General features: G+C 75.0%; 21 protein-coding genes. 17 read left to right on the forward strand and 4 right to left on the reverse strand.

Annotated features, from left to right (window positions below; translation table 11 throughout):
* Positions 1-19: 19 nt before the first annotated feature.
* The 13 genes from ACJTNH_RS13570 (at position 20) to ACJTNH_RS13630 (ending at position 11990) form a co-directional block, all read left to right on the forward strand.
* On the forward strand, positions 20-415 hold the full coding sequence (locus ACJTNH_RS13570) for an ArsR/SmtB family transcription factor (protein WP_458176493.1): 396 nt from the start codon (positions 20-22) through the stop codon (positions 413-415).
* A 22-nt stretch (positions 416-437) separates the two neighbouring features.
* Positions 438-1559 (forward strand): NAD(P)/FAD-dependent oxidoreductase, encoded by a 1122-nt coding sequence (locus ACJTNH_RS13575; RefSeq protein ID WP_458176495.1) that lies wholly within the window; start codon positions 438-440, stop codon positions 1557-1559.
* Between the two features lie 211 nt (positions 1560-1770).
* On the forward strand, positions 1771-3582 hold the full coding sequence (locus ACJTNH_RS13580) for a lytic murein transglycosylase (RefSeq protein WP_458176497.1): 1812 nt from the start codon (positions 1771-1773) through the stop codon (positions 3580-3582).
* Between the two features lie 14 nt (positions 3583-3596).
* Positions 3597-4187, forward strand: coding sequence for a class I SAM-dependent methyltransferase (locus ACJTNH_RS13585; protein WP_458176499.1), 591 nt, complete (start codon positions 3597-3599; stop codon positions 4185-4187).
* Positions 4188-4281: 94 nt separating this feature from the next.
* Positions 4282-4977 (forward strand): prepilin peptidase, encoded by a 696-nt coding sequence (locus ACJTNH_RS13590; RefSeq protein ID WP_458176501.1) that lies wholly within the window; start codon positions 4282-4284, stop codon positions 4975-4977.
* Positions 4978-5121: 144 nt separating this feature from the next.
* Positions 5122-5355, forward strand: coding sequence for a Flp family type IVb pilin (locus ACJTNH_RS13595; RefSeq protein ID WP_458176503.1), 234 nt, complete (start codon positions 5122-5124; stop codon positions 5353-5355).
* A gap of 35 nt (positions 5356-5390) precedes the next feature.
* Positions 5391-5810 (forward strand): TadE/TadG family type IV pilus assembly protein, encoded by a 420-nt coding sequence (locus tag ACJTNH_RS13600; protein ID WP_458176505.1) that lies wholly within the window; start codon positions 5391-5393, stop codon positions 5808-5810.
* Positions 5801-6772: a pilus assembly protein TadG-related protein gene (locus tag ACJTNH_RS13605; protein ID WP_458176508.1), complete on the forward strand. Its 972-nt coding sequence runs from the start codon at positions 5801-5803 to the stop codon at positions 6770-6772. The genes ACJTNH_RS13600 and ACJTNH_RS13605 overlap by 10 nt, the downstream gene beginning before the upstream one ends.
* Positions 6769-7485 (forward strand): Flp pilus assembly protein CpaB, encoded by a 717-nt coding sequence (gene cpaB / locus ACJTNH_RS13610; RefSeq protein ID WP_458176510.1) that lies wholly within the window; start codon positions 6769-6771, stop codon positions 7483-7485. The genes ACJTNH_RS13605 and cpaB overlap by 4 nt, the downstream gene beginning before the upstream one ends.
* The gene (locus ACJTNH_RS13615) at positions 7482-8660 is read left to right on the forward strand and encodes an AAA family ATPase (RefSeq protein ID WP_458176512.1); all 1179 of its coding nucleotides are present in this window, start codon (positions 7482-7484) and stop codon (positions 8658-8660) included. Before cpaB ends, ACJTNH_RS13615 begins: the two co-directional genes overlap by 4 nt.
* Positions 8657-10168 carry a CpaF family protein gene (locus ACJTNH_RS13620; protein ID WP_458176513.1) on the forward strand — a complete coding sequence of 504 codons (1512 nt, stop codon included), beginning with the start codon at positions 8657-8659 and terminating at the stop codon, positions 10166-10168. Before ACJTNH_RS13615 ends, ACJTNH_RS13620 begins: the two co-directional genes overlap by 4 nt.
* The gene (locus ACJTNH_RS13625) at positions 10165-11103 is read left to right on the forward strand and encodes a type II secretion system F family protein (protein WP_458176515.1); all 939 of its coding nucleotides are present in this window, start codon (positions 10165-10167) and stop codon (positions 11101-11103) included. Before ACJTNH_RS13620 ends, ACJTNH_RS13625 begins: the two co-directional genes overlap by 4 nt.
* Positions 11103-11990, forward strand: a complete 888-nt coding sequence (locus tag ACJTNH_RS13630; RefSeq protein ID WP_458176517.1) for a type II secretion system F family protein — start codon at positions 11103-11105, stop codon at positions 11988-11990. The genes ACJTNH_RS13625 and ACJTNH_RS13630 overlap by 1 nt, the downstream gene beginning before the upstream one ends.
* Positions 11991-12012: 22 nt before the next feature.
* Here the strand turns inward: ACJTNH_RS13630 and ACJTNH_RS13635 are convergent, their stop codons facing one another.
* Both ACJTNH_RS13635 and ACJTNH_RS13640 read right to left on the reverse strand, forming a co-directional pair.
* Positions 12013-13206, reverse strand: a complete 1194-nt coding sequence (locus ACJTNH_RS13635) for a Cache 3/Cache 2 fusion domain-containing protein (protein ID WP_458176519.1) — start codon at positions 13204-13206, stop codon at positions 12013-12015.
* Positions 13207-13475: 269 nt separating this feature from the next.
* Positions 13476-13871 (reverse strand): PPOX class F420-dependent oxidoreductase, encoded by a 396-nt coding sequence (locus tag ACJTNH_RS13640; protein ID WP_458176521.1) that lies wholly within the window; start codon positions 13869-13871, stop codon positions 13476-13478.
* Positions 13872-14013: 142 nt separating this feature from the next.
* On the opposite strand from ACJTNH_RS13640, the gene ACJTNH_RS13645 reads away from it, so the two are divergent.
* Genes ACJTNH_RS13645 through ACJTNH_RS13655 form a run of 3 tightly spaced genes read left to right on the forward strand, consistent with a single transcriptional unit; the run spans position 14014 to position 17146 of the window.
* Positions 14014-15345: an ABC transporter substrate-binding protein gene (locus ACJTNH_RS13645; protein ID WP_458176523.1), complete on the forward strand. Its 1332-nt coding sequence runs from the start codon at positions 14014-14016 to the stop codon at positions 15343-15345.
* A complete protein-coding gene (locus ACJTNH_RS13650) occupies positions 15342-16283 on the forward strand; it encodes a carbohydrate ABC transporter permease (RefSeq protein WP_458176525.1) in 942 nt (313 codons plus the stop codon). Before ACJTNH_RS13645 ends, ACJTNH_RS13650 begins: the two co-directional genes overlap by 4 nt.
* Entirely contained in the window at positions 16280-17146 is an 867-nt protein-coding gene (locus ACJTNH_RS13655; RefSeq protein ID WP_458176527.1) for a carbohydrate ABC transporter permease, read from the forward strand. The genes ACJTNH_RS13650 and ACJTNH_RS13655 overlap by 4 nt, the downstream gene beginning before the upstream one ends.
* A 40-nt stretch (positions 17147-17186) precedes the next feature.
* Here ACJTNH_RS13655 and ACJTNH_RS13660 read toward each other — a convergent pair whose 3' ends face one another.
* Together ACJTNH_RS13660 and ACJTNH_RS13665 are read right to left on the reverse strand one after the other, a co-directional pair.
* Positions 17187-18143 (reverse strand): anti-sigma factor RsbA family regulatory protein, encoded by a 957-nt coding sequence (locus ACJTNH_RS13660; RefSeq protein ID WP_458176529.1) that lies wholly within the window; start codon positions 18141-18143, stop codon positions 17187-17189.
* Positions 18144-18262: 119 nt separating this feature from the next.
* Entirely contained in the window at positions 18263-20359 is a 2097-nt protein-coding gene (locus ACJTNH_RS13665; protein ID WP_458176531.1) for a SpoIIE family protein phosphatase, read from the reverse strand.
* Positions 20360-20602: 243 nt separating this feature from the next.
* On the opposite strand from ACJTNH_RS13665, the gene ACJTNH_RS13670 reads away from it, so the two are divergent.
* Positions 20603-22231, forward strand: a complete 1629-nt coding sequence (locus ACJTNH_RS13670) for an APC family permease (RefSeq protein ID WP_458176533.1) — start codon at positions 20603-20605, stop codon at positions 22229-22231.
* The last annotated feature ends 147 nt before the right edge of the window (positions 22232-22378 follow it).

The following is a 22378-nucleotide window of genomic DNA, read 5'->3' on the forward strand; positions in this document are numbered from 1 at the left end:
CGCTCGTAGGATAGCGCCCATGCCGTTCACTCCCGGTCGACCGCTGGCCGAGGCCAAGGCAGACCTCTTCAAGGCGCTCGCGCACCCCGCCCGCATCCGGGTGCTCGAGCTGCTGGCGGAGGGGGAGCAGACGGTGGGCGCGCTGGCCGAGGCCACCGGGCTGGAGCTGTCCCACCTCTCGCAGCAGGTCAGCGTCCTGCGCAGGGCCGGCATCGTGGACAGCCGACGGGTGGGCAACAACGTGTTCTGCACGCTGTGCGACCCGCAGACCGCGGAGCTGCTCGGGGTCGCCCGCCGGATGCTGACCGTCCACCTCCGGCAGGGGCAGGCGCTGCTCCAGGCGCTGGACGGCGCGGACGACGCGGTCGCAGTGGCTGACGCCGGCCGGGGGACGTCCACCCCGGCGCAGGCCTGACCGTCGCCGCGCGACTGCGGGAATGGTGCGCATCGACAGCTCTGGCCGACCGCGGGTCGTCGTGGTCGGCGGGGGAGTGCTCGGCGTCTCGGCCGCGGCCCAGGCGGCCGCCCGGGGCGCCCGGGTCACCCTGCTGACGGACGGCGGACTCGCCGACGGCGCCTCCGGACGGTCGCTGGCCTGGCTGAACTCGGCCGGTGACCTCCCCGCCGGGTACCACCGCCTCCGCCTGCTCGGCCTCGACCGCTACCGGGCGTTCGCCGCCCGCACCGACTCGACCGCGCGGGTCGCGCTCGACGGCGGCCTCCGCTGGGGCGACGGCGTCCGGGCCTCGTTCGAGCACCAGGACGAGATCGGCTACCCGGCGCAGTGGCTGAGCCGCGTGGACGTCGCTGCGCGGTTCCCCGCGGTGGACGCCGGCGTGCTCCCGGACGACGGTGCGCTGTTCAACCCGGGCGAGGGCTGGGTCGACCTGCCGTCACTGATCGACCAGCTCGCCCGCGACCTGGTCGCCGCCGGGGGAGCGGTGCGCACCGCCGCCGGCCGCTGCGCGGCGGTCGTGTCAGGCGGCCGGGTCACCGGCGTCCGCACCGGCTCCGGTGACGTGCTCCCCGCCGACGCCGTCCTGCTGGCCACCGGTGCCGCCGTCCCCGGGGCGCTCGCCGACCTCGGCGTCCAGGTCCCGGACGCCACCTCGAACGCGCTGCTGGTCCGCACCCGGCCGGTCGACCACGGCCTGCGGGCCGTGCTGAACACCCCGCGGGTGGCGCTGCGCCCGGCACCGGACGGCGCCCTGGTGATGGACGCCGCCTGGTCGGAGGCGCAGGTCGTGCGCCGGGACGACGGCAGCTTCGACGTCCCCGACGGCACGGTGCGGGGCCTGCTGGCCGAGGCGGCGCGGGTGCTCGCCGGCTCTCCGGAGCTGACCTGCGCGTCCTACGGCGTGGGGCGCAAGCCGATCCCCGGCGACGGGCACCCGGTGCTCGGCCCGGTGCCCGGCGTCGACGGCCTGCACGCCGCCTTCAGCCACAGCGGCGCGACGCTCGGGCTCATCGCCGGCGAGCTCCTTGCCGGCGAGCTCGTCGGCGGAGACCCCAGCCCGCTGCTGGCCGACTTCCGGCCGGCCCGGTTCGGCTGCGGCTGACCCGCCGCCTGGAGTTCACCGTCTGGGCATGGTGCGGAGGGTGCCGGCGGCTTAACGTCTTCCTCGTCCGCGGTCATCGGCGCCCTCGGGTCCCGACGGTGCGGGCGTGGACAGCTCGGCGGCCACAGGGGGAACTGGTGCCTGACCTCGCGTTGCGGCAACGGCCACGCGCCCGAACGCGTCGCCGGCCGGCGTGCCGGGGAGCCCGGCCATGAGCCCGCGGCACCGCCGTCCCTTCCCGAGCGGCCGCGGGATCGCCGTGACCGCCGGCGTGACCACCGCGCTGGTCGCCTTCCTGCCGGCCGCCAGTGCCGCCCCGGGAATGCACCCCGACTGGGAACCGGTGGTGGCCGGCGCCGAGGCCGACGAGCCCCAGGGCTCGATGTCCCGGTTGTTCGGCGGATCGACCCGGGTGGCCGGCCCCGCCGACCCCGACCTGGACACCATGAGCTCCGCCCCGGACGACACCGGCACCGACGACGGGTACGGCAGCCCCGACCTCGACCAGGACCCCGCCGCGTTCGACCGGTCGGCCCCGCGGTCGGGTGCCAGCTCGACGCTCGCCTCCAGCGGGATCCCCTCCACCGCGATGGACGCCTACACCGCCGCCGCCGAGGCCAACGCCGACTGCGGGATCTCCTGGACGCTGATCGCCGCCATCGGCCGGGTGGAGTCGAACCACGGCCGCTTCGCCGGCGCCACCCTGCACACCGATGGGCTGTCGAGCCCGCCGATCATCGGCATCCCGCTGACCGGCAGCGGTGGCACCGCCCGGATCACCGACTCCGACGGCGGCCGCCTCGACGGCGACGCCGTGTACGACCGCGCCGTGGGCCCGATGCAGTTCATCCCGACCACCTGGGCTGTCTACGCCGCCGACGGGAACGGCGACGGACGCCGCGACCCGTTCAACATCCACGACGCGGCCGCGGCCGCCGGGAAGTACCTGTGCGCCGGGGGCAAGGACCTCTCGACGCCGGCCGGGCAGGCGCGCGCCGTCTTCGCCTACAACCACTCCGACAGCTACGTCGCGTCGGTGCTGTCGCTGGCCGCCACCTACGCAGGGACGACGCCGCCGCGGGTGCCGACCCCGGCGGGCCCGGCGCCCGCGCTGCCGCCGGTCGACCCGGCACGCCCGCCCGCGCTGCCCGAGCCGCCGGTGTCCGCGGCCGACCGCCCACCGGTGGTGGCGCCGCAGCTGCCGGCCCCCGTCCCGCCGCCTCCGGTGGTGGAGCAGCCCACCCCGGAGCAGCCGGTGCCGGAGCAGCCGGTGCCGGAGCAGCCCGCCCCCGAGCAGCCCGCCCCCGAGCAGCCCGCGCCGGAGCAGCCCGCACCGGAGCAGCCCGCACCGGAGCAGCCCGCACCGGAGCAGCCCGCGCCCGAGCAGCCCGCACCGGAGCAGCCCGCACCGGAGCAGCCCGCACCGGAGCAGCCCGCGCCGGAGCCGCCGGTCGAGGAACCAGCTTCTGCGCCCACCCCGTGCGAGACCGCGGACCAGCCGGCTGCGGCGCTCACCGTCGACGTGGTCAACGGCACCGGCTCACCGGAAGCGGCCACCGAGGTGGTCGCCCGGCTGACGGACGGCGGACTGACGATCGGCGAGGCGCGCGACTCCGCCGACCGCCCCGCCTCGGGGATCGCCCACCCGGAGAGCGCGGCCGCCGAGGCTCGGTCGCTGGCCGAGGCGCTCGGCATGGCCGACCTGCTGCGGGTCGAGCCGGTCGAGCGGATCACCGTCGTGCTGGGCGGCACCGACTCCGCCGCGCTGATCGAGGCCGTTCGGGCCTTCACCGGCCTGCCGTGTCCGGCCGCCGAGCCGGCCGCGGAGGAGGAGGAGGTGACCACCGAGGAGACCACCCCCGCCCAGCCGGCGACCACTGAGCCGGCGACCACCGAGCCGGCCACCACGGAGGCGGCGGCCACGGAGGCGGCGACCACCGAGCCGGTGACCACTGAGCCGGCGGCCACGGAGCCGGTGACCGCGCCGGCCACGGCCACCGAGCCGGCCGGCGCGAACGGCTGACCGGCATCGGGTCGGTGACCGCGGGGGAGAGCCGGGCGTTCTTCGGCGCCCGCGCCACCGGGTGGGAGGAGAAGTTCCCCGACGACGGCCCGCGGTTCGAGCGGGCCGTCGGTGAGCTGCGCGTCCGACCGGGCGACGCCGTCCTGGACGCCGCCTGCGGCACCGGCCGCGCGCTGCCGGTGCTGCGGGCCGCCACCGGGCCGGCGGGCACCGTGGTGGGTGTCGACCTGACCCCGGAGATGCTCGGCGAGGCACAGCGCAGGGGCCGTGACCGGCTCGCCGAGCTGGTGCGGGCGGACGTGACCGAGCTGCCGTTCCCTCCCGCGACGTTCGACGTCGTCTTCGCCTCCGGGCTGGTGTCGCACCTGCCCGACCCGGCAGCGGGCCTCCGTGAGCTGGCCCGGGTCGCCGCCTCCGGGGCGCGGCTCGGGCTGTTCCACCCGGTCGGCCGGGCGGCGCTGGCCCGGCGGCACGGCCGCGAGCTCACCCCGGAGGACGTCCGGTCCGAGCCCCGGATCCGGGCGCTGCTGACCGCCGCCGGGTGGACCTGCACCGACGTCGACGACGCCGAGGACCGCTGGCTGGTGCGCGCCGTCCGGCCCTGACGCCCGGGCGCGGCGCCACCCGGACCTGCCCGGGTCGACGGCGCCTGCGTGTCACCCTGTCCGGCGTGCGCCCGCCGACCCGCCCCCGCCTGACGTGAGCAGCGCCCTGCTGGCCGCGCTGGTCGCCGGGCTGGGCGGTGCCCTCGTCGGCCGTGCCGCCGACTCGGTGGCACTCGTGGCGTCCCGACGGCCCGCCGGGGACGGCCGGGTCGCGGTGCGGGTCGACCGGCGGGCGCGGGCGGTCGGGGCGCCGTGGCCGGAGCTGGCCGGGGCGCTCTGCGCGGCCGCGGTCACCCTCCGGTTCGGCTGGAGCCCACAGCTCGCCGCCTGGCTGTGGTTCGCCGCCGTCGGCCTGCTGCTGGCCGTCGTCGACCTGCGCGAGCAGCTGCTGCCCAACCGGGTGCTGCTGCCCGGGGTGATCGGCGGGGTCGCCCTGCTGGGCCTGGCCGCCGCCGTCGACGGCGACTGGTCGGCCGGTGGCCGGGCGCTGCTGGCCGGGGGAGCGGCGTTCGCGGTGCTCCTGGCCATGGCGCTGATCAGCCCGAGCGGCCTGGGCATGGGCGACGTCAAGCTGGCTGCGCTGCTCGGCCTGTACCTGGGCTGGCTGGGGTGGTCTGTCGTCCTCGCCGGCTTCTTCGTCGGCTTCCTGCTGCAGGCGCTGGTCGGGCTGGGGCTGCTCGCCGCCCGTCGGGTGGACCGGAGCACCGGTCTGCCGTTCGGGCCCGCGCTGCTGGTCGGCGCCCTGCTCGCGGCGCTGCTCGCGGGGGAGTGGGCACTGCCGCTCTCCTGACCGGCCGACCCGCGTCACCCGGGCGGGTGAGGCCGGCGGGCCCCGGCTGCGGAGTCGGTCGTGCACGGTCGATCAACGGGGGGAGGACCGCGACCCGGGTCAACCGACCCGCTCAGTCGACGGTCGGTTCCCCAGGAGATCACGTTGGTCAGCCTGTTCCAGACGCTGCACGCCCTGTCCGTCGTCACCGTCGACCGTGCCGCGGACCGGCTGCGGACCGTCAAGGAGGAGAAGGGCGCCTCCGCCGTCGAGTACGCGATCCTCGTCGGCGCCATCGCGCTGGTGGTCGCGGCTGCCGTCCTGGTCTTCGGCTCGAAGCTGGAGGCGCTGTTCAACAGCATCACCCTCAGCACTCCGACGTCCGCGCCCAAGAGCTGACCCCCTCTCCCGCCTTCCACGACAGGAGCAGCTCCGTGCCCGGACGCCCTGCCCGGCTCCACCGCCGTCCCGCTCGCCGGCTCTTCGGCGAGCGGGGCGCGGCGGCGGTCGAGTTCGCGCTGGTCGTCCCGCTGCTGTTGCTGCTGCTCGTGGGGATCATGGAGTTCAGCAAGGCCTTCAACACCCAGGCCACGCTGGCCGCGGCCGCCCGTGAGGGTGCCCGCACCATCGCCACGGCGGGCACGGCCGCGTCCGCGCTGTCGATCGTGCAGTCGGCGGCCGGGTCGCTGGGCGTCCCGACCTCCGCCATCAGCATCACCCCGCTCACCTGCGTGGGTGCGGCGGCCGGCACCACGGTGACGGTGACCGTCACCCACCGCCAGACGTTCCTCGGCGGGGTGCTCGGGTCCTCGGGCATCACCCTGACCGGCCGGGCGGCCATGCGATGCGGCTGACCTCTCGGCTGCTGCGGCTCCTCGGGCCGCGGCGGCTGGCCGACGAGCGTGGAGCCGTCGCGGTGATGGTGGCGCTCATGCTCGTGCCGCTGCTCGGGTTCGCCGCCATCGCGGTGGACGTCGCCTCGCTGTACGCTGACCGCGAGCAGCTCCGCAACGCCGCCGACTCGGCAGCCCTGGCCGTCGCCACCGACTGCGCGCGCGGCGCCTGCGCCAACCCCGTCGCGACGGCGACCGCCGCGCTGACCGCGAACGCCGGCGCCGCCGACGCGGCCGGCGCCACCCTGCGCACCCCCGACGTCGCGCTCACCGGGAACACGGTCACCGTGACGGTGAGCGCCGACCAGGCGCACTGGTTCGCCCCCGTGCTCGGCATCGACTCCACCCGGGTCACCGCGACCGCGACGGCCACCTGGCGGGCGATGTCGACCGGTGTCGCCCAGCTGCCGCTGGCGATCTCCTGGTGCGAGTACAAGCAGCAGATCGCGAAGTACCCGCTGACCAGCACGGTCCCGCGCCGGCTGGACTGGGAGCTCGGCTGGCTGTCGCTGTGCACCGGGCCCGGCGGCGGGCTCGTGTTCGGCGGTGGGCACGCGCTCACCGGGACGGACTCCTCGACCGTGTGCCGGTCGACGTCCTCGGTGGGTCAGTTCATCGGCATCAGCATCTGGAGCAGCGTGCTGCCCAACCGGTGCTCGGCGTCGCACCTCGACAGCCTGATCGGCACCGACCTGCAGATCCCGGTCTGGGACTACGTCGACGGCTGGATCTTCGGCAACCGCGCGCACGTCTACGGCTACGCGCTCTTCCACCTCACCGGCTACCAGCTCACCTCGAGCGAGCCGGTCTTCTACGGCTACTTCACCCGCGCCGTCGTCGCGGGTGCCCCGGCCAGCAGCACCAGCACCGCGCCGGCGGCCGACCTGGGCGCCACCTCCATCAGCCTCACTCCTCAGGGATGACCACCATGCGTCGCGTCCTCGCCGCCCTCGCGGCACTCGCCCTGGCGGCCTTCGGTGCCGTCGTCCTGGTCAGCTACGTCCGGGGCGCCGACGCGCGCGCCGAGGCCGGCGCCGTGCTGGTCCCGGTGCTGGTCGCCGAGCAGGACGTCTCGGCGGGCACGCCGGCCGAGGACGTCGCCGACCTGGTGACGATCGCGGAGGTGCCCAGTCGCCTGGTCGTCACCGGCTCCGTCGAGGACCTCGCCGACGTGGCCGGCCTGACCACGACCACCGCGCTGGTGAAGGGCGAGCAGCTGGTCTTCGCCCGCTTCGCCGATCCGTCGGTGCAGGCGGCCGCCGACGGCCAGGTCGAGCTACCGGAGAACACCGAGGAGGTGAGCCTGACCCTCGAGCCCCAGCGCGCGGTGGGCGGGGCACTGGCCGCCGGAGACCGGATCGGGGTGTTCATCAGCCAGGGCGACCCGACCACCACCGCCCTCGCGGTCGGCGAGGTGCTCGTCACCCGGGTCGACGGCACCGACGGTCAGACGGCGGCGATGACCGGTGCGGCCCAGACGGTCACGGTGACGCTGGCCCTCACCCCGGCGGACGCCGCCGTGGTCATCGCCGGGATGGAGCGGGGCGCGGTGTGGCTGTCGCTCCAGGACCCGGCCGGACCTGCCGACACCTCCCTGGACAGCACCACCGCGACGACCACGGGAGCAGACCAGTGAGCACCGTCCTGACCATCGGTGCCGACGCCGACCTCGTCGCCCGGTTCGCCGAGGCCAGCGGCGGCGACGTCCTCGCCCTCGGGGTCGAGTCGCTGGCACACGGCGCCCTGCTCCGTCACCTCGCCGGGCCGGAGGCCCCGCAGCTGGTGGTGCTGGGGCCCGAGGTCCCGTTGGAGGAGTCCTTCGCCATCGCCGGTCAGGTCGACGGTGCGGCACCGGACACCAGCGTCGTCGTCGTCGCCTTCGCCGACCCCGAGCTCTGGCTGGAGGCGATGCGCGCTGGCGTCCGCGACGTCCTCTCCCCGCACGCCGGGCCCGCCGACGTCGCCGCCGTCCTGGAGCGGGCAGCCGCCCGGGCCGAGACCCGCCGCGCGGCGTCGACGGCCGTGGGCAGCCTGCCCACCCACCGGGTGGTGGTCGTCGCCTCACCCAAGGGCGGGGTCGGCAAGACCACCGTCGCCACCAACCTGGCCGTGGGCCTGGCCGCCGCCGAGCCCGGCTCGACCGTGCTGGTCGACCTGGACGTGCAGTTCGGTGACGTCGCCAGCGCCCTGGCCCTGGCACCGGAGTTCACCCTCCCGGACACCGTGCGCGGCGCGGCGAGCAACGACCCGCTGGTGCTCAAGACCTTCCTCACCCGGCACCCGTCCGGCCTGCACGTCGTCGCCGGCAGCGACTCACCCGCAGCCGGCGACGCGGTCACCCCGGCCGAGGTCGCCCGCCTGGTCGACATGCTCAGTGGGGAGTTCCGGTACGTGGTGCTCGACACCGCCCCCGGGCTGACCGACCACACCCTGACCGCGCTGGAGCGGGCCACCGACCTGGTGCTCGTCGGCAGCATGGACGTGCCCGGGGTGCGCGGGCTGCGCAAGGAGCTCGACGTGCTCGGGGAGCTGCAGCTCGTGCCCGCCGGCCGCCACCTGGTGCTCAACGGCGCCGGCTCCTCCGGTGGGCTGGCCCTGGCCGACGTCGAGCGCACCGTCGGTGCCCCGCTGGACCTCGTCCTGCCGCGGCACGACGCGGTCCCGCTGTCGACGAACACCGGCGTCCCCCTGCTGGTCAGCGGCGGCAAGGACCCGGTCACCCGCGGGCTCCGTTCACTGGTCGCCCGGTTCGCCCCCCAGACGGCTGCCGGGCAGGGCCGGCGTGGACGCCGTCGGGTCGGTGCCCGGTGAGCCTGAGCGCCCGCCTCGCGCTGGTCCGCGGTGACGCCGCGGCACAGCCCGGCCCTGCCGGCGCCCGGCCGGACGACGACGTCGTGGTCCGTGTCGTGGGCCGCCCCGCCCCGCCGCCCACCGGCCTGGCGTCACGACTCGCCGGCACGACCGGGGTGCACCCCGACGCCGCTGCCCGCCCGGCGGCCGGAGCGGACACCCTCACCCAGCTCAAGGACCGCGCCAGCCGCGCCCTGTTCGAGCGGCTCGGCGGCAAGCTGTCCGACGCCGACATCCCCGACGAGCAGCTGCACGCCCTGGTGCGCGCCGACCTCCAGCGGGTCATCGCCCACGAGCCGACGCCCCTGTCGGAGGAGGACCGGCGGCGGCTCATCCACGAGCTCACCGACGAGGTGCTCGGCTACGGGCCGCTCCAGCCGCTGCTGGACGACCCGGACGTCACCGAGGTGATGGTCAACGGCCCGGACACCGTCTACGTGGAGCGCGGCGGCCGCATCGTGCGCACCGCTGCCGGGTTCGCCGACGAGCAGCACCTGCGCCGGGTCATCGAGCGCATCGTGTCCCGGGTCGGGCGGCGCATCGACGAGTCCTCACCGCTGGTCGACGCCCGGCTGCCCGACGGCTCCCGGGTCAACGCGATCATCCCGCCGCTGGCCTTCAGCGGCTCGTCGCTGACCATCCGCAAGTTCGCCCGCCGGCCGCTGGAGATCGGCGACCTGATCGCCGGCGGCACGCTCAGCGCGGACATGGCCGAGCTGCTGCGCGCCTGCGTGGCGGCCCGGCTCAACGTCATCGTCTCCGGCGGCACGGGCACCGGGAAGACGACGCTGCTCAACGTGCTCTCCTCCTTCATCCCCGAGGGCGAGCGGATCATCACCATCGAGGACGCCGTCGAGCTGCAGCTGCAGCAGGAGCACGTCGTCCGGCTGGAGTCGCGACCGGCCAACATCGAGGGCAAGGGCGCGATCAGCATCCGCGACCTGGTCCGCAACTCCCTGCGCATGCGCCCGGACCGGATCATCGTCGGTGAGGTCCGGGGCGGGGAGAGCCTGGACATGCTGCAGGCGATGAACACCGGCCACGACGGCTCGCTGTCGACGGTGCACGCCAACTCCCCGCGCGACGCCGTCGCCCGGCTGGAGACGCTGGTGCTGATGGCTGGGATGGACCTGCCGCTGCGCGCGGTGCGGGAGCAGGTGACCTCCGCCGTCGACGTGATCGTCCAGGTGTCCCGGCTCCGGGACGGCAGCCGGCGGGTCACCCGCGTCACCGAGGTGCTCGGCCTGGAGGGCGACACCGTCACGCTGCAGGACGTCTTCGTCTTCGACCACGCTGCCGGCAGCGACCCTGCCGGGGGCAGTGAGCGGGAGGGCCGTGAGCCCGGCCGGGCGGTGCCCACCGGCATCCGGCCGCGGTTCCTCGAGCGGTTCGCCGAGCGGGGGGTCACCGTCCCGCCGCGGGTGCTGGGGGTGCCGCACCTGGCGCCGGTGCGGGGGAGCGGGCGGTGAGCCCGCTCGTCTGGGCCGGCGTCGCGGCCTCCGCCCTCGCCCTCGCGCTGCTGGTCGCGCTGGTCGCCGTCCCGCGGCGTCCCCGGGTGGAGGTCACCCGGCTGGACCCGACGGCGGCCCCGGTGCTGCACGGTCGGCCGGCGCTCGCCGCGGCGGCACACCGGCTCGGTGACCGCGCGCTGCGCCGGATCGGCCGCCGGGACGCCCTGGCCGCCGCGCTGGAGCGGGCCGGCGTGCACCGGCCACCGGCGCAGGTGTTCGGGCTGGTCGTCGTCGGCGCGCTGGTGGGCGACGTCGTCGGTGGCCTGGCCTCCGGCCTGCTGGGCGGTCTCCTGCTCGCGCTGGTCGCCCCGGTCGCCGCCGTGGTCACCCTCGAGGTGCGCAGCCGCCGCCGGCGGACCGCCTTCGCCGAGCAGCTCGACGACACGCTGCGGCTGATGGCCAGCAGCCTGCGGGCCGGGCACAGCGTGCTCCGGGCGCTGGAGGCGGTGTCCCACGACGGGGCAGTGCCCACGAGCGAGGAGTTCGCCCGGGTGCTCAACGAGGTCCGGGTCGGGCGGGACGTCGTCCTCGCGCTGGACGAGGTGGCCGAGCGGATGCGCAGCGACGACTTCGCCTGGATCGCGCAGGCCGTGGCCATCCACCGCGAGGTCGGCGGCAACCTGGCCGAGGTGCTCGACCGGGTCGGCGCCACCATCCGCGACCGCGGCCAGCTCCGCCGCCAGGCGCAGGCGCTCTCGGCGGAGGGGCGCGCCTCGGCCGTCGTGCTGCTGACGCTGCCGATCGTCGTGGGTGGGGCGATGGCCCTGGTGTCACCGACCTACATCGGCCGGCTCGTCGACAACGGCACCGGGTTGGCGCTGCTGGTCACCGCCGGGCTGCTCATGGTCGTGGGGGCGCTCTGGGTGCGCCGCGTCGTGACGGTGCGGTTCTGATGCCCGCGCTCGTGTGGGCCGCGGTCGCCGCGCTCGTCGTCCCGGTCGCCGTCCTGGCCCACCTGACACTGACCCGCCCCGGCAAGGCCGGGGTCGTCGCTCGGCAGAACCTCACCCGCGGCCTGGTCACACCCGCCTTCGAGGTCGGCACGCTGGAGGCGCGGGGCACCGGTGCCGGCGCCGTCCTCCGCGCCCTGACGCCCGAGTCGGCGGCCCGCCGGATCCGCCGCATGATCGACGTCGCCGGCCGGCCGGCGAGCTTCACGATGACCCGCGTGCTGTGGGCCAAGCTCGGGCTCGCCGTCGCCGCGGCGCTGCTCGGTGGCCTCGTGCTGCTCGAGGCGCCCGGGTTCCCGGCCGGGCTGGCCGCCGTGGTGGCGGTGCTGGCCGCCTACCACCTGCCCGAGGCCGCGCTGTGGGGTCGCGGTCAGGAACGGCAGCAGGTCATCGGCCGCGAACTGCCCGACGTGCTGGACCAGATGACCATCGCGGTGGAGGCCGGCCTGGGCTTCGAGGCCGCGCTGTCCCGGGCGGCCACCACCGGCCGGGGTGCGCTCGCGGAGGAGCTGGTGCGCACCCAGCACGACATCGCCGCCGGCCGGCCGCGGCGCGCGGCCTACGAGGCCCTCGCCGCCCGCACCCGGGTGCCCGACCTGCGCCGCTTCGTCGGCGCGGTGAACCAGGCCGACGTCTACGGCATCCCGCTCGCCGACGTCCTGCGGGTGCAGGCCGACGAGATGCGCGTCAAGCGCCGTCAGCGGGCCGAGGAGCAGGCGATGAAGGTGCCGGTCAAGGTCACCTTCCCGCTGATGGTGTGCATCCTGCCGGCGCTGATGATCGTGGTCGTCGGCCCGGCCGTGCTGGGGCTCCTGGAGTCCCTGGGCTGACCCGCCCAGCGGGGTCCGCGGGTCAGAGCGCGTCGATCGGCAGGCCGACGTAGAGCATGCCGACCAACTCGCCGGTGGGGGAGTGCACCCCCGCGTACGCGGTGAAGTACGGCTTGCCGGCGACGGTGGCCGGGCCGGTGTACACCTGCCCGGAGAGCACCGTGGCCAGCACCGGGTTGGGCGAGCCGGTGACGTCGGTGCGCGCGAGGTAGGTGCCGACGTTGCGGCGCCCCTGCGGGTTCACCACGGTCGTCGCGACGCGCACCATGCTGCCCTCGGCGTCCAGGCGCTGGAACAGCGTGCAGCTGCCGCCCACCGCCGCGACCACGTCGTCGACCAGCCGCGAGGGGCGGTGCGGGTCGTCGTTCCAGGGCAGCACCGCACCGCCCAGCAGCAGCTCGGGCAGCTGCGCGGTGTGCGCGGCGCCGCTGACCTGTTCCTTCACCGTGTGCGCCCGCAGCTGGTCGCCGAGCGCGGCGCCGCCCTCGTCGTCCAGCAGGTCCTGGGCCAGGGAGAGCGCGCGGCGCACGTAGACCAGCCGCTGGCTGTCGGCCAGCTGCGCGACGGCCTCGGTGATCCGTGCCGAGCCGCTGGCGGCCCGGTCGACGTTGTCCACCACCCGGTCGGCGGCGTCCCGCTGCTGCTCGACGGCGGCGGCGATGGAGTCCTGCGCCTCGGCGATCGAGCCCAGCGTGCCGCTGATCCGCTGGATGACCTCGACGGCCTGCCGGGTCTCGGCCTGCACGGCGCCGATCTGGGCGCCGATGTCCTCGGCGGCCTGCGCCGTGCGGCCGGCCAGCTGCTTGACCTCGTCGGCCACGACGGCGAAGCCCCGGCCGACCTCGCCGGCGCGGGCGGCCTCGACGTAGGCGTTCAGCGCCAGGAACCGGCTCTGCTGGCTGATCGCGGAGATCAGCTGCACGATCTCGGTGATCGCTGCACTGGCGTTCTGCAGCGCGGTGATCCGCTCGTCGACCGCCTGCGCGTCCTGCACCGCGACCTCGGCGATCGACGAGGCGCGGCTGGTGCTGGCGGAGATGTCACCGATCGCGGCGCGCAGCTCGGCGAGGGACTCGGCCGCCTGGCGGGAGGTGTCGGAGACCTCGCGGCTGGCCTGGGACAGCACCCCGGCCTGCTGGGCGGCGGTCTCCATGCTGGCGTCCTGCTCGACCCGCCGGTGCGGCCGCGGCGCCGCCGCGGAGCGCGGCTGCGGCACCTCGACCGGCTCCACCGGCTCGGGAACCGCAGGGGCAGTGCTCCGTGTGGCTGACCAGCGCACGAGTCGACTCCTTCTCCGGGCACGCACCGTGCGCGACGCCCGACGTGGGGTGCGGGCCGCCGGGGCGTCGTTGCCGGCCGGCGGGCGCCGGGCGATCCTAAGCGGCTCTGGCCGGTGAAACCGCAGGTGAGCCGGGACTCGCCGGGAGCGCATCCCCCGCGCGGGGCACCGCGGGATCGTGGGAACGATGCCGCGGGACCCGCTGGTCAGCCCTGCGGCGAGCTGACCCGGTCGGCGGCGATGGTGACGACCAGCCGGGTCTGGTCCCGGCCGCCGAACCACGGGTAGGGGCCACCGAGGTACTTCTGCGCCAGCCGGTCGATGTGCTCGGCGGCGCCGTCCGCGGTGATCGACACGACCCGGCCGCGCACCGCGTAGTAGCGCGAGACGTCGTCCGGGTCGGCCACGTTCAGCGCCACCCGGGCGTCCCGCTCCATGTTCCGCACCTTCTGGAAGCCGGCGACGGTGTTGATCACCAGGTGGGTGCCATCGGTGTCCACCCAGGTCTGGGTCATCTGCGGGGCGCCGTCGGGCATCAGGGTCGCCACGAAGCAGGGGCTGGGGCGGCGGAGCAGGTCGAGCAGTCCGGCGGGCAGTTCCACGGTCGTCCTCTCGGGAGCGGATCGGGCGAGGGCGACCCTGTCACGGTCCGCCACGCGGTGCCCGAGGCGCACCGACCGGCGGGCAACAAGATGCCCCGCGATCGAGTGGCGCGCGCGACGGGCAGCCGACACAGTGAGCCGCGTGACGCCCAGCAACGGCAGCACCGCAGCACGCGATCGTCTCCCCACGCTCTCCCGCCGGCGCTTCCTGGCCGGGTCCGCGCTCGGCGCGCTCGCGCTCACCGGCTGCGGCACCGGGTTCGCGCTGCAGGGCGGTGGGACGGGCAGCCAGGAGGGCCGGCTCAGCTTCACCCTGTGGGCCGGGGACGTGGAGCTCGCCGCCTTCCGTGCCCTCGCCGACGAGTGGACGACGTCCAGCGGGGTGCCGGTGGCCTTCAACGTCGTCCCGTTCGGGGAGCTGCTCACCGGCATCGACGCCGGCCTGGCCAGCGACCGGGCGCCGGACCTGTTCCGGGTGACCTACCAGGACGTCGGGCTCTACGCCGCCGGCGGTGCACTGCTCGACCTCACCGACCGGCTGCCGGCCGGCGTGGCCGACGGCATCGCCGAGGCGTTCCGGCGGGCGGTCACCCACGAGGGCCGGCTGTACGGCATCCCGCACCACACCGACACCTCGCTCGTCCTCTTCGACGCCCAGGCGGTGGAGGCGGCGGGGCTGACCCCGCCGACGACGATGGACGACGCGTGGACCTGGGAGGAGTTCACCGACGCCGCCGGTCGGCTGCCTGCCGGGCCGGGCCAGTACGCCTTCGCGGTCAACTGGCAGCAGGCCGGCGCCTACCGCTGGCTGAACTGGGTGGAGCAGGCCGGCGGCCGGCTGCTGGACGAGGAGCTGACCGGCCCGGCGGTGCCCAGCCGTGCGGCCCGCGAGGCGCTCGCCCTGACCCAGTCGTTCTTCCGTGACGGGCTGGTGCCGCCGACCACCAGCACCAAGGGCTCCTACGCCGACGAGCTGTTCACCAACTCCACCGTCGGGATGGTGTTCGCCGGTGACTTCCTGCTGCCCACCCTGGACCCGCTCATGGCCGAGCAGGGCCGGCGCTACGGCGCCACCTTCCTGCCCCGCGCCGAGCAGGCGTCGGCCGACCTCGGCGGCAACGCGGTGGTGGCCACGGCCACGACGGTCAACGCCGAGGCGGCCGCGGACTTCCTGGCGTTCCTCGGCGGTGACGAGGCGCAGGCCCGGTTCTGCCAGGACGCCGTCGTGCTCCCCACCCGGACCTCGCTCATCGACCGCGGTCTGGACTACGCCCTGCGGCCGGACCTGATGGAGCTGTTCGTGCAGCAGGCGACCGCGATCACCCCGGAGCTGGTGGAGCAGGTGACCGTGCCGCAGTTCAACGCCGTCAACACCGCCCTGGTCGACCGGCTGGAACAGGCGTTCCTGGGCGGTGACGACCCGGCGGAGGTGCTCGACGGCCTGGCCGGCGACATCGAGGGGCGGTTGTCGTGACCACGGCCGCGCAGGCATCGGTGGTGCTCCCGGCAGCCGCGGCACCCGGACGGCGGTCCCGGCGCCCGGGAGCCGGCCGGGACGCCGCCGCGGCCTGGGGGCTGCTGCTGCCGAACCTGCTGCTGTTCGGCGTGTTCCTGCTGCTGCCGCTGGCGGCGACCTTCTGGCTGTCGCTCTACAGCTCCTCGGGCTTCGGGCCCCGGGACTTCGTCGGCACGCAGAACTACCGGGAGCTGTTCGGCGACAGCACCTTCTGGCGCTCGGCGGTCAACACCGCCGTCTACGCCGGCATCACGGTGCCGGTCTCGCTGGTGCTGGGGCTCGGCGTGGCGCTGGCGATGAACCGGCCGCTGCGCGGGCGGGGGCTGCTGCGCGCCGTCTACTACGTGCCCTACGTGATCAGCGGCGTGGTGGTGGCGGTGGCCGGCCGGTGGGTCTTCGACGAGAACGTCGGGGTGGTCAACCGGCTGCTGCAGGCGGTCGGGCTGCCGTCGGTGGCCTGGCAGTCGGAGGCCGCGCCGGCGATGACGGCGCTGGTGCTGATCAGCGTGTGGACCAAGATCGGCTTCGCCATGGTGGTGTACCTGGCCGCGCTGCAGAGCATCCCCGGCGAGTACCTGGAGGCCGCCGCGATGGACGGCGCCGGCTCGTGGCAGCGGCTGCGGCACATCGTCGTCCCGCTGCTGAAGCCGACCACGGTGTTCCTGGTCGTGCTGGGGGTGATCGAGAGCTTCCAGGTCTTCGACGTGGTCTACGTGCTGACCGGCGGCGGGCCCGGCAACGCCACCGAGATGCTGGTGACCTACGCCTACGCCGAGGGGTTCGACGCCCGCCGGCAGGGCTATGCGGCCGCGATCGGCGTCGTCACCTACCTGCTCGTCCTGGTGCTCACCGCGTTGTGGTGGCGCCGGCAGAAGGCCCAGGAGGCCGCGCAGTGAGCACCGCCGTTCGCCCCGCCCCGGCCCGCCGTCGCCGTCGCCGTCGTGGTGGGCAGGGGTGGCTGTCCTGGCGGGCTCCGGCGCTGGTCCTGGGCGCGCTGGTGATGCTCTTCCCGCTCTACTGGATGCTCGTCACCGCGCTCAGCGACGGCGGGACCCTCACCAGCGGGCCGCTGCGGTTCTGGCCCGAGTCGCCCAGCCTGGAGGCCTTCCGGCGGGCGTTCGAGCTGCTGCCCTTCGGCCGGTTCTTCCTGAACTCCGCCGCCATCGCCGTCGTCGCGATGGCGCTGTCGGTGTCGCTGAACCTGCTCGCCGGCTACGTGCTGGCCAAGTACCGCTTCCGCGGCCGGCAGGTGGTGTTCGTGCTGATCCTGTCGACGCTGATGATCCCGGTGCAGGTGGTGATGGTTCCGCAGTTCCAGCTGGTCGCGGGGCTCGGCTGGGTCGACTCCTACTGGGCGGTGATCGTGCCCCGGGCCGCGGAGGCCTTCGGCATCTTCCTGTGCCGGCAGTTCATGCTGAACATCCCCGACGAGGTGCTGGAGGCCGCCCGGATGGACGGGGCGGGGCACCTGCGGGTGTTCTGGTCGATCGTGCTGCCGATGTGCCGGCCGTTGATCGCGGTGCTGGTGATCCTGACCTTCATGTACCGCTGGAACGAGTTCGCCTGGCCGCTGATCGTGCTCAACGACCAGTCGCTGTTCACCGTCCCGATCGGGCTGGCGTTCCTGCAGGGCCAGTACGGCACCGACTACCCGGCGCTGATGGGGATGGCCCTGGTGTCGACCCTGCCGATCCTGGCGGTCTTCGCGTTCTTCCAGCGGCAGTTCGTGGAGGGCGTCGCGCGGAGCGGTCTGCGGTAGCGCGCGGAGCGGTATGCGGTGGGGCGTGCGCGGGCCTGGCTCAGTGCAGGGCGGTGGTCAGCCGGACGGTGAGGCCGGTGCCGTCGTCGACGACGTCGACGTGGTCGCACAGCTGCCGGGCCAGCCACAGCCCCATGCCGCCTCGGGACAGGTCCTCGCCGTGGGCCGGGCCGTAACCGGCGAACGGGTCGTCCATGCCCGTGCCGCCGTCGCTGATCGTGCACACCACCCGGTCGGCCGACGCCCACAGCCGCAGCTGCACCGGCGGGCCACCGTGCCGCACCGCGTTGGAGCTCATCTCGTCGATGGCCAGGTGCAGGTCCTCCAGGCGGTCCCGGTCGCCGTCGAGGGCGGCGAGCCGCCCGCCCACCGCGTGCCGCAGCCCGATGTAGTCGCGCACGTCGGCCACGTCCAGCAGCGGCTCGGTGCGCTCCAGCGGCTCGTCCGGCGTGGGCAAGCTGCGCAGGAAGCCGGCCGGGTCGACGAACTCCGGGTTGGCCACCCGGCCCTCGCCGGTCACCAGGTGCGGGTGGGTGCGCAAGCCGGTCGCGACCACCTCGGCCGGGATCACCCGCGTGTCGTAGGTGCACAGCCCCCAGACGCCCCAGGGGCGCAGCACCTCGTTGACCGCGGCCTCGTAGCGCTGCCACTCCAGCCAGTCCCGCGGCGTCGCGCCGAAGTCGGTCTGGCCGACGATGCGCACGTGCCGCGGTTCGTCCCCGCCCCACCGGTCGGCCAGCCGGCGCAGCTCGGTGATCGCGGCCGGGGTGCGCCCGGGGTGGACGTCGGCCTGGCTGAGCACCTGCAGCCGGTCGTGCGGGCCGAGTGCGTCCTGCAGCAGCGCCGCCGAGGGCTCGTCGGTGGCGATCACCGCGACCTCCCCGGCGTCGAGCCCGGCGCGCAGGAAGGGCACCGCGCCGGCGGCCAGCTCCTCGGGGCTGTCGTGCAGCAGCAGGTCGTGCACGTACCGGGAGGGGCCCCGCTCGGTCGTCGTCACGGTGGAGCTCCCTCCGGTCGTCGTGGTCCGACCTGCGCCGGAGTGCCGGGCCCACGGTAGGCCGACCGGCCGCGGCACGCTGAGCGTGGCTCCCCGCGGACGTCCGTCGCGCCGTCCGTTCACGGGGTGGCCGGGTCCGCCGGCACGCCGGCGGACACCCGGTTCGGGCCCGCCTCGACCGGCCGTGGCCGGTCCTGCCGGTGCAGCCGGACGGCCACGAGGGCGACGTCGTCCTCGGGGCGGCCGTCGACCAGCCGCTCGATCAGCGCGTCGCACAGCTGCTGCAGCGGCAGGCCCGCCAGGTCGGCCAGGTGGGTGCGCAACCGGGCGAGGCCGGCGTCCAGGTCGCTGTCCCGGCGCTCGATCAGGCCGTCGGTGTACAGCAGCACCGTCGTCCCGCGGTCGAGGGTGACCACCTGCTCGGTGCGGGTGACCGTCGGGTCGACGCCCAGCAGCAGGTCGGCCTTCCAGTCCGCGAGCACCACGACGTCGCCCGCGGGGTCGATCGCCAGCGGCGGCAGGTGCCCGGCGTTGGCCCACACCATGCGGGTCACCCCGCGCCGGAGCTCGTCGTCGGTCTGCTCGAACCGGGCGATCGCCGCGGTGGCGAGGGTGTCCAGCTGGAGCACGGTCATCGCGGCGTCCAGCCCGCGCAGCACCTCGGCCGGGCCGGCGTCGCTGTAGGCGGCGATCCCGCGCAGCAGACCGCGCACCTGGCCCATCGCGGCGGCCGCCGCGGTGTCGTGCCCGGCCACGTCGCCGATCACGAGCATCGTCGCGCCGTTGGGCTGCAGGAAGGCGTCGTACCAGTCGCCGCCGACCCGCGCGGCCTCCACGGCCGGCAGGTACCGCACCACGATCTCCGCGTGGTCCGGCTCCGGCGGGTCGGTGAGCAGGCTGCGCTGCAGCCCCTCGGCGAGGGCCTGCTGCTGCCCGTACAGCCGGGTGTTGTCCAGGGCCAGCCCGGCGCGGTCGGCGACGTCCTGCGCGGTGGCCAGCTCCGCGTCGGTGGGCACCCGCCCGTCCTCGAAGTACAGGCTGAGCAGCCCCAGGGTCCGGCTCCGGCCGCGCAGCGGGAGGGCGACCACCCGGTCGGGCGCCAGCTCGGCCAGCAGGTCGCGGGCCTCGCCGGGCACCAGCAGGTCGAGCAGCTCGGGCAGCGTCGCGGTCGCCGCCTGCCCGTGGCGCATCGACCACACGGCCGGGGCGGCCGCCGGCAGCGCGCCCAGCCGCAACGTCGAGTAGCGGGCGACCCGGGCGGCGACCTGCGGGTCCGGGTGCCACGAGCCGACGTCGGTCGGCGCCCCCGTCGACGGGTCGAGCACCGAGACGATGCACCAGTCACCGAGCGCGGGCACCACGATCCGGGGCAGGGCCGCGACCGCGGAACCCGCGTCCAGGGTGGAGGCGAGCTCGGCGCTCACCTGGGCCAGCAACGCGAGCCGGCGGGCGGACCGCTCGACCTGCTCCTGCGCCCGGCGTCGCTCGGTGACCTCGATGAAGTAGACCGACAGCCCGTCGGGGGTCGGCCAGGCGCGCACCTCGTACCAGCCGTCCAGCGGCGCGGGGTAGTGCGCGTCGAAGGCGATCGGCTCGCCGGTGGCCACGGCCTGCCGGTAGTTCTCCTCGAAGACGCTGTTCACCGCCGCCGGGAAGGCGTCCCAGATGACCTGGCCGAGCAGCTCGTCGCGGTGCCGGCCCAGCAGCCGCTCGGCCTCGGCGTTCACCGCGGCGAAGCGCCACTGGGCGTCCAGGGAGTAGAAGCCGGCCGGCATCGCCTCCAGCACGCGGCTGACCCGGGCCTCCTCGGCCACCTCCGCGGTGACGTCGTAGGCCACCCCGATCACCCGGCTGGCCCCGCCCTCGGGGCCGCCCAGGGCCCTGCCGCGGGCGGAGATCCACCGGGTGTGCCCGCCGGGCAGCACGATCCGGTAGTCGGCCTCGTACTCGCCGCAGGTGCCGATCGCGCTCTGCAGGGCGTCGGACACCCGGGCCAGGTCGTCGGGGTGCAGCCGCGCGTTGAACGCCTCGATGGTCTGCGCGAAGGTGCTCGGGTCGTAGCCGAACATCGTCATCAGGCGCTCGTCCCAGACCAGCCGGCCGGTGCGCAGGTCCCAGTCGAACGTGCCGATCCCGGCGGCGTCGATCGCGAGCTGCGCCCGGACCCGAGCTCCCTCGAGGTCGTCCAGGCCGCCGACCCATGTCGGCTCCACCACGGCCACCCACTCCACGCATCGCCCGGCGGCTGCGCCGGAGGTAGACGACCGCTGACTGCTGAACGGCCCGCAGGCAGTTATGTCACGCGCAACAGGCTGGAGCAAGCACCCCGGCGCAGATCACGTCGCCGTTCCCGTCCGGTGGGAGTCCGGTGCGCGGGTGGTCACCGGCCTGTGCGATAAACCGTGCCATGACTGCGCGTCCGGCCCCCGCATGAGCACCCCCCGCACGAGCACCGCCCCATGAGCACCGCGTCCTCCGCACCGACCCGGGTCGAGGGTGCCGCCGTCGACAAGGGCCTCAAGAGCGGGGCGCTCGGGTTGGTCTCCTCGATCGTCCTGGGCGTCTCCTCCACCGCACCGGCCTACGCCCTCGCCGCGACCCTGGGCTTCGTCGTCATCGCGGTCGGGGTCGACGCACCGGCGATCATGCTGCTCGCCTTCGTGCCGATGTGGCTCATCGCCGTCGCCTACTCCGAGCTGAACAAGCGCGAGCCCGACTGTGGGACGACGTTCACCTGGGCCGCCCGCGCCTTCGGGCCACGCACCGGCTGGATGGGTGGCTGGGGGATCATCGCCGCCGACGTCATCGTGATGGCCAACCTGGCCCAGATCGCCGGCTCGTACGGGTACCGGCTGCTCGGGCTGGACGGGCTGGCCGAGAGCGCCTTCTGGACGACGCTCGCCGGCGTCGGCTGGATCGCCCTGATGACCTGGATCTGCTACCGCGGCATCGAGCCGACGGCGCGGCTGCAGATGGTGCTGCTGGCCATCGAGGTCGTCGTCCTGGTCGCCTTCGCCGCCTACGCCCTGGTCAAGGTGTACGGCGGGACGGCGCCGGCGGGCTCGCTCACCCCGTCGCTGTCCTGGCTGTGGCCCTCGGGCGTCAGCTGGACGGCGATGACCGAGGCACTGCTGCTGGCCATCTTCATCTACTGGGGCTGGGACTCCGCGGTCGCCGTCAACGAGGAGACCGCCAACCCGACCCGCTCCCCGGGGCGCGCGGCGATCATCTCCACGGTGCTGCTGGTCGGCATCTACACCGTGGTGTCGGTGGCCACCGTCGCCTTCGCCGGGGTCGGCACCGAGGGCATCGGGCTGGGCAACGAGGCCAACGCCGAGGACGTGTTCGCCTCGCTGGGGGCGACGGTCTTCGGTGGCGGGGTCTTCGGGCACACCTTCGAGGCGCTGCTGATCATCTCGGTGCTCACCTCAGCGGCGGCGTGCACCCAGACGACGATCCTGCCCACCGCCCGCGGCTCGCTGTCCATGGCCGCCTACGGCGCGCTGCCCCGCTCCTTCGCCCGGATCCACCCGCGCTACTTCACGCCGACGGTCTCCACGGTGTGGATGGGGCTGGTGTCGATCGCCTTCTACGTCGGCCTGACCCTGGTCAGCGAGAACGTGCTGATCGACTCGATCACCGCCACCGGCATGCTGATCGCGTTCTACTACGGCCTGACCGGGTTCGCCTGCGCCTGGGAGTTCCGCCGCTCCCTGCACTCGGTCCGCGACGTGCTGATGCGGCTGGTGCTGCCGCTGCTCGGCGGGCTGTTCATGCTCGCCGTCTTCGTCCTCGCCTGCATCGAGTACGCCGACCCCGACTACGGCGAGACGGTGCTGTTCGGCGTGGGCGGCGTGTTCGTGGTCGGCGTCGGCTCGCTGGTGCTGGGCCTGGTGCTGATGGTGGTCTGGAACCGGGTCGCCCCGGCGTTCTTCCGCGGCGAGACGATGCTGCGCGGCACCGGTGACCTGGTGCTCGACCGGGCGACGGCGACCGTGGCGCTGCCGGACTCGCAGGAGGCCACGGTCATCGCCCCCGACCGCTCCAACCTCCCGCCGGGCCGGGAGCCCTGGGACCCCCGCGGCTGAGCTCAGCGTTGGATCAGGTCAGGTGAGTTCAAGCGGTCGTTGCATCACCTGTTGGTTGAGGTGGTGAGAGTAGGTCGTTGAGGGCTTCGGCGGGGGTTCGCCAGCCGAGGGTCTGGCGGGGTCGGCCGTTGAGTTCGGCGGCGACCA

The organism is Modestobacter lacusdianchii (assembly GCF_054177765.1).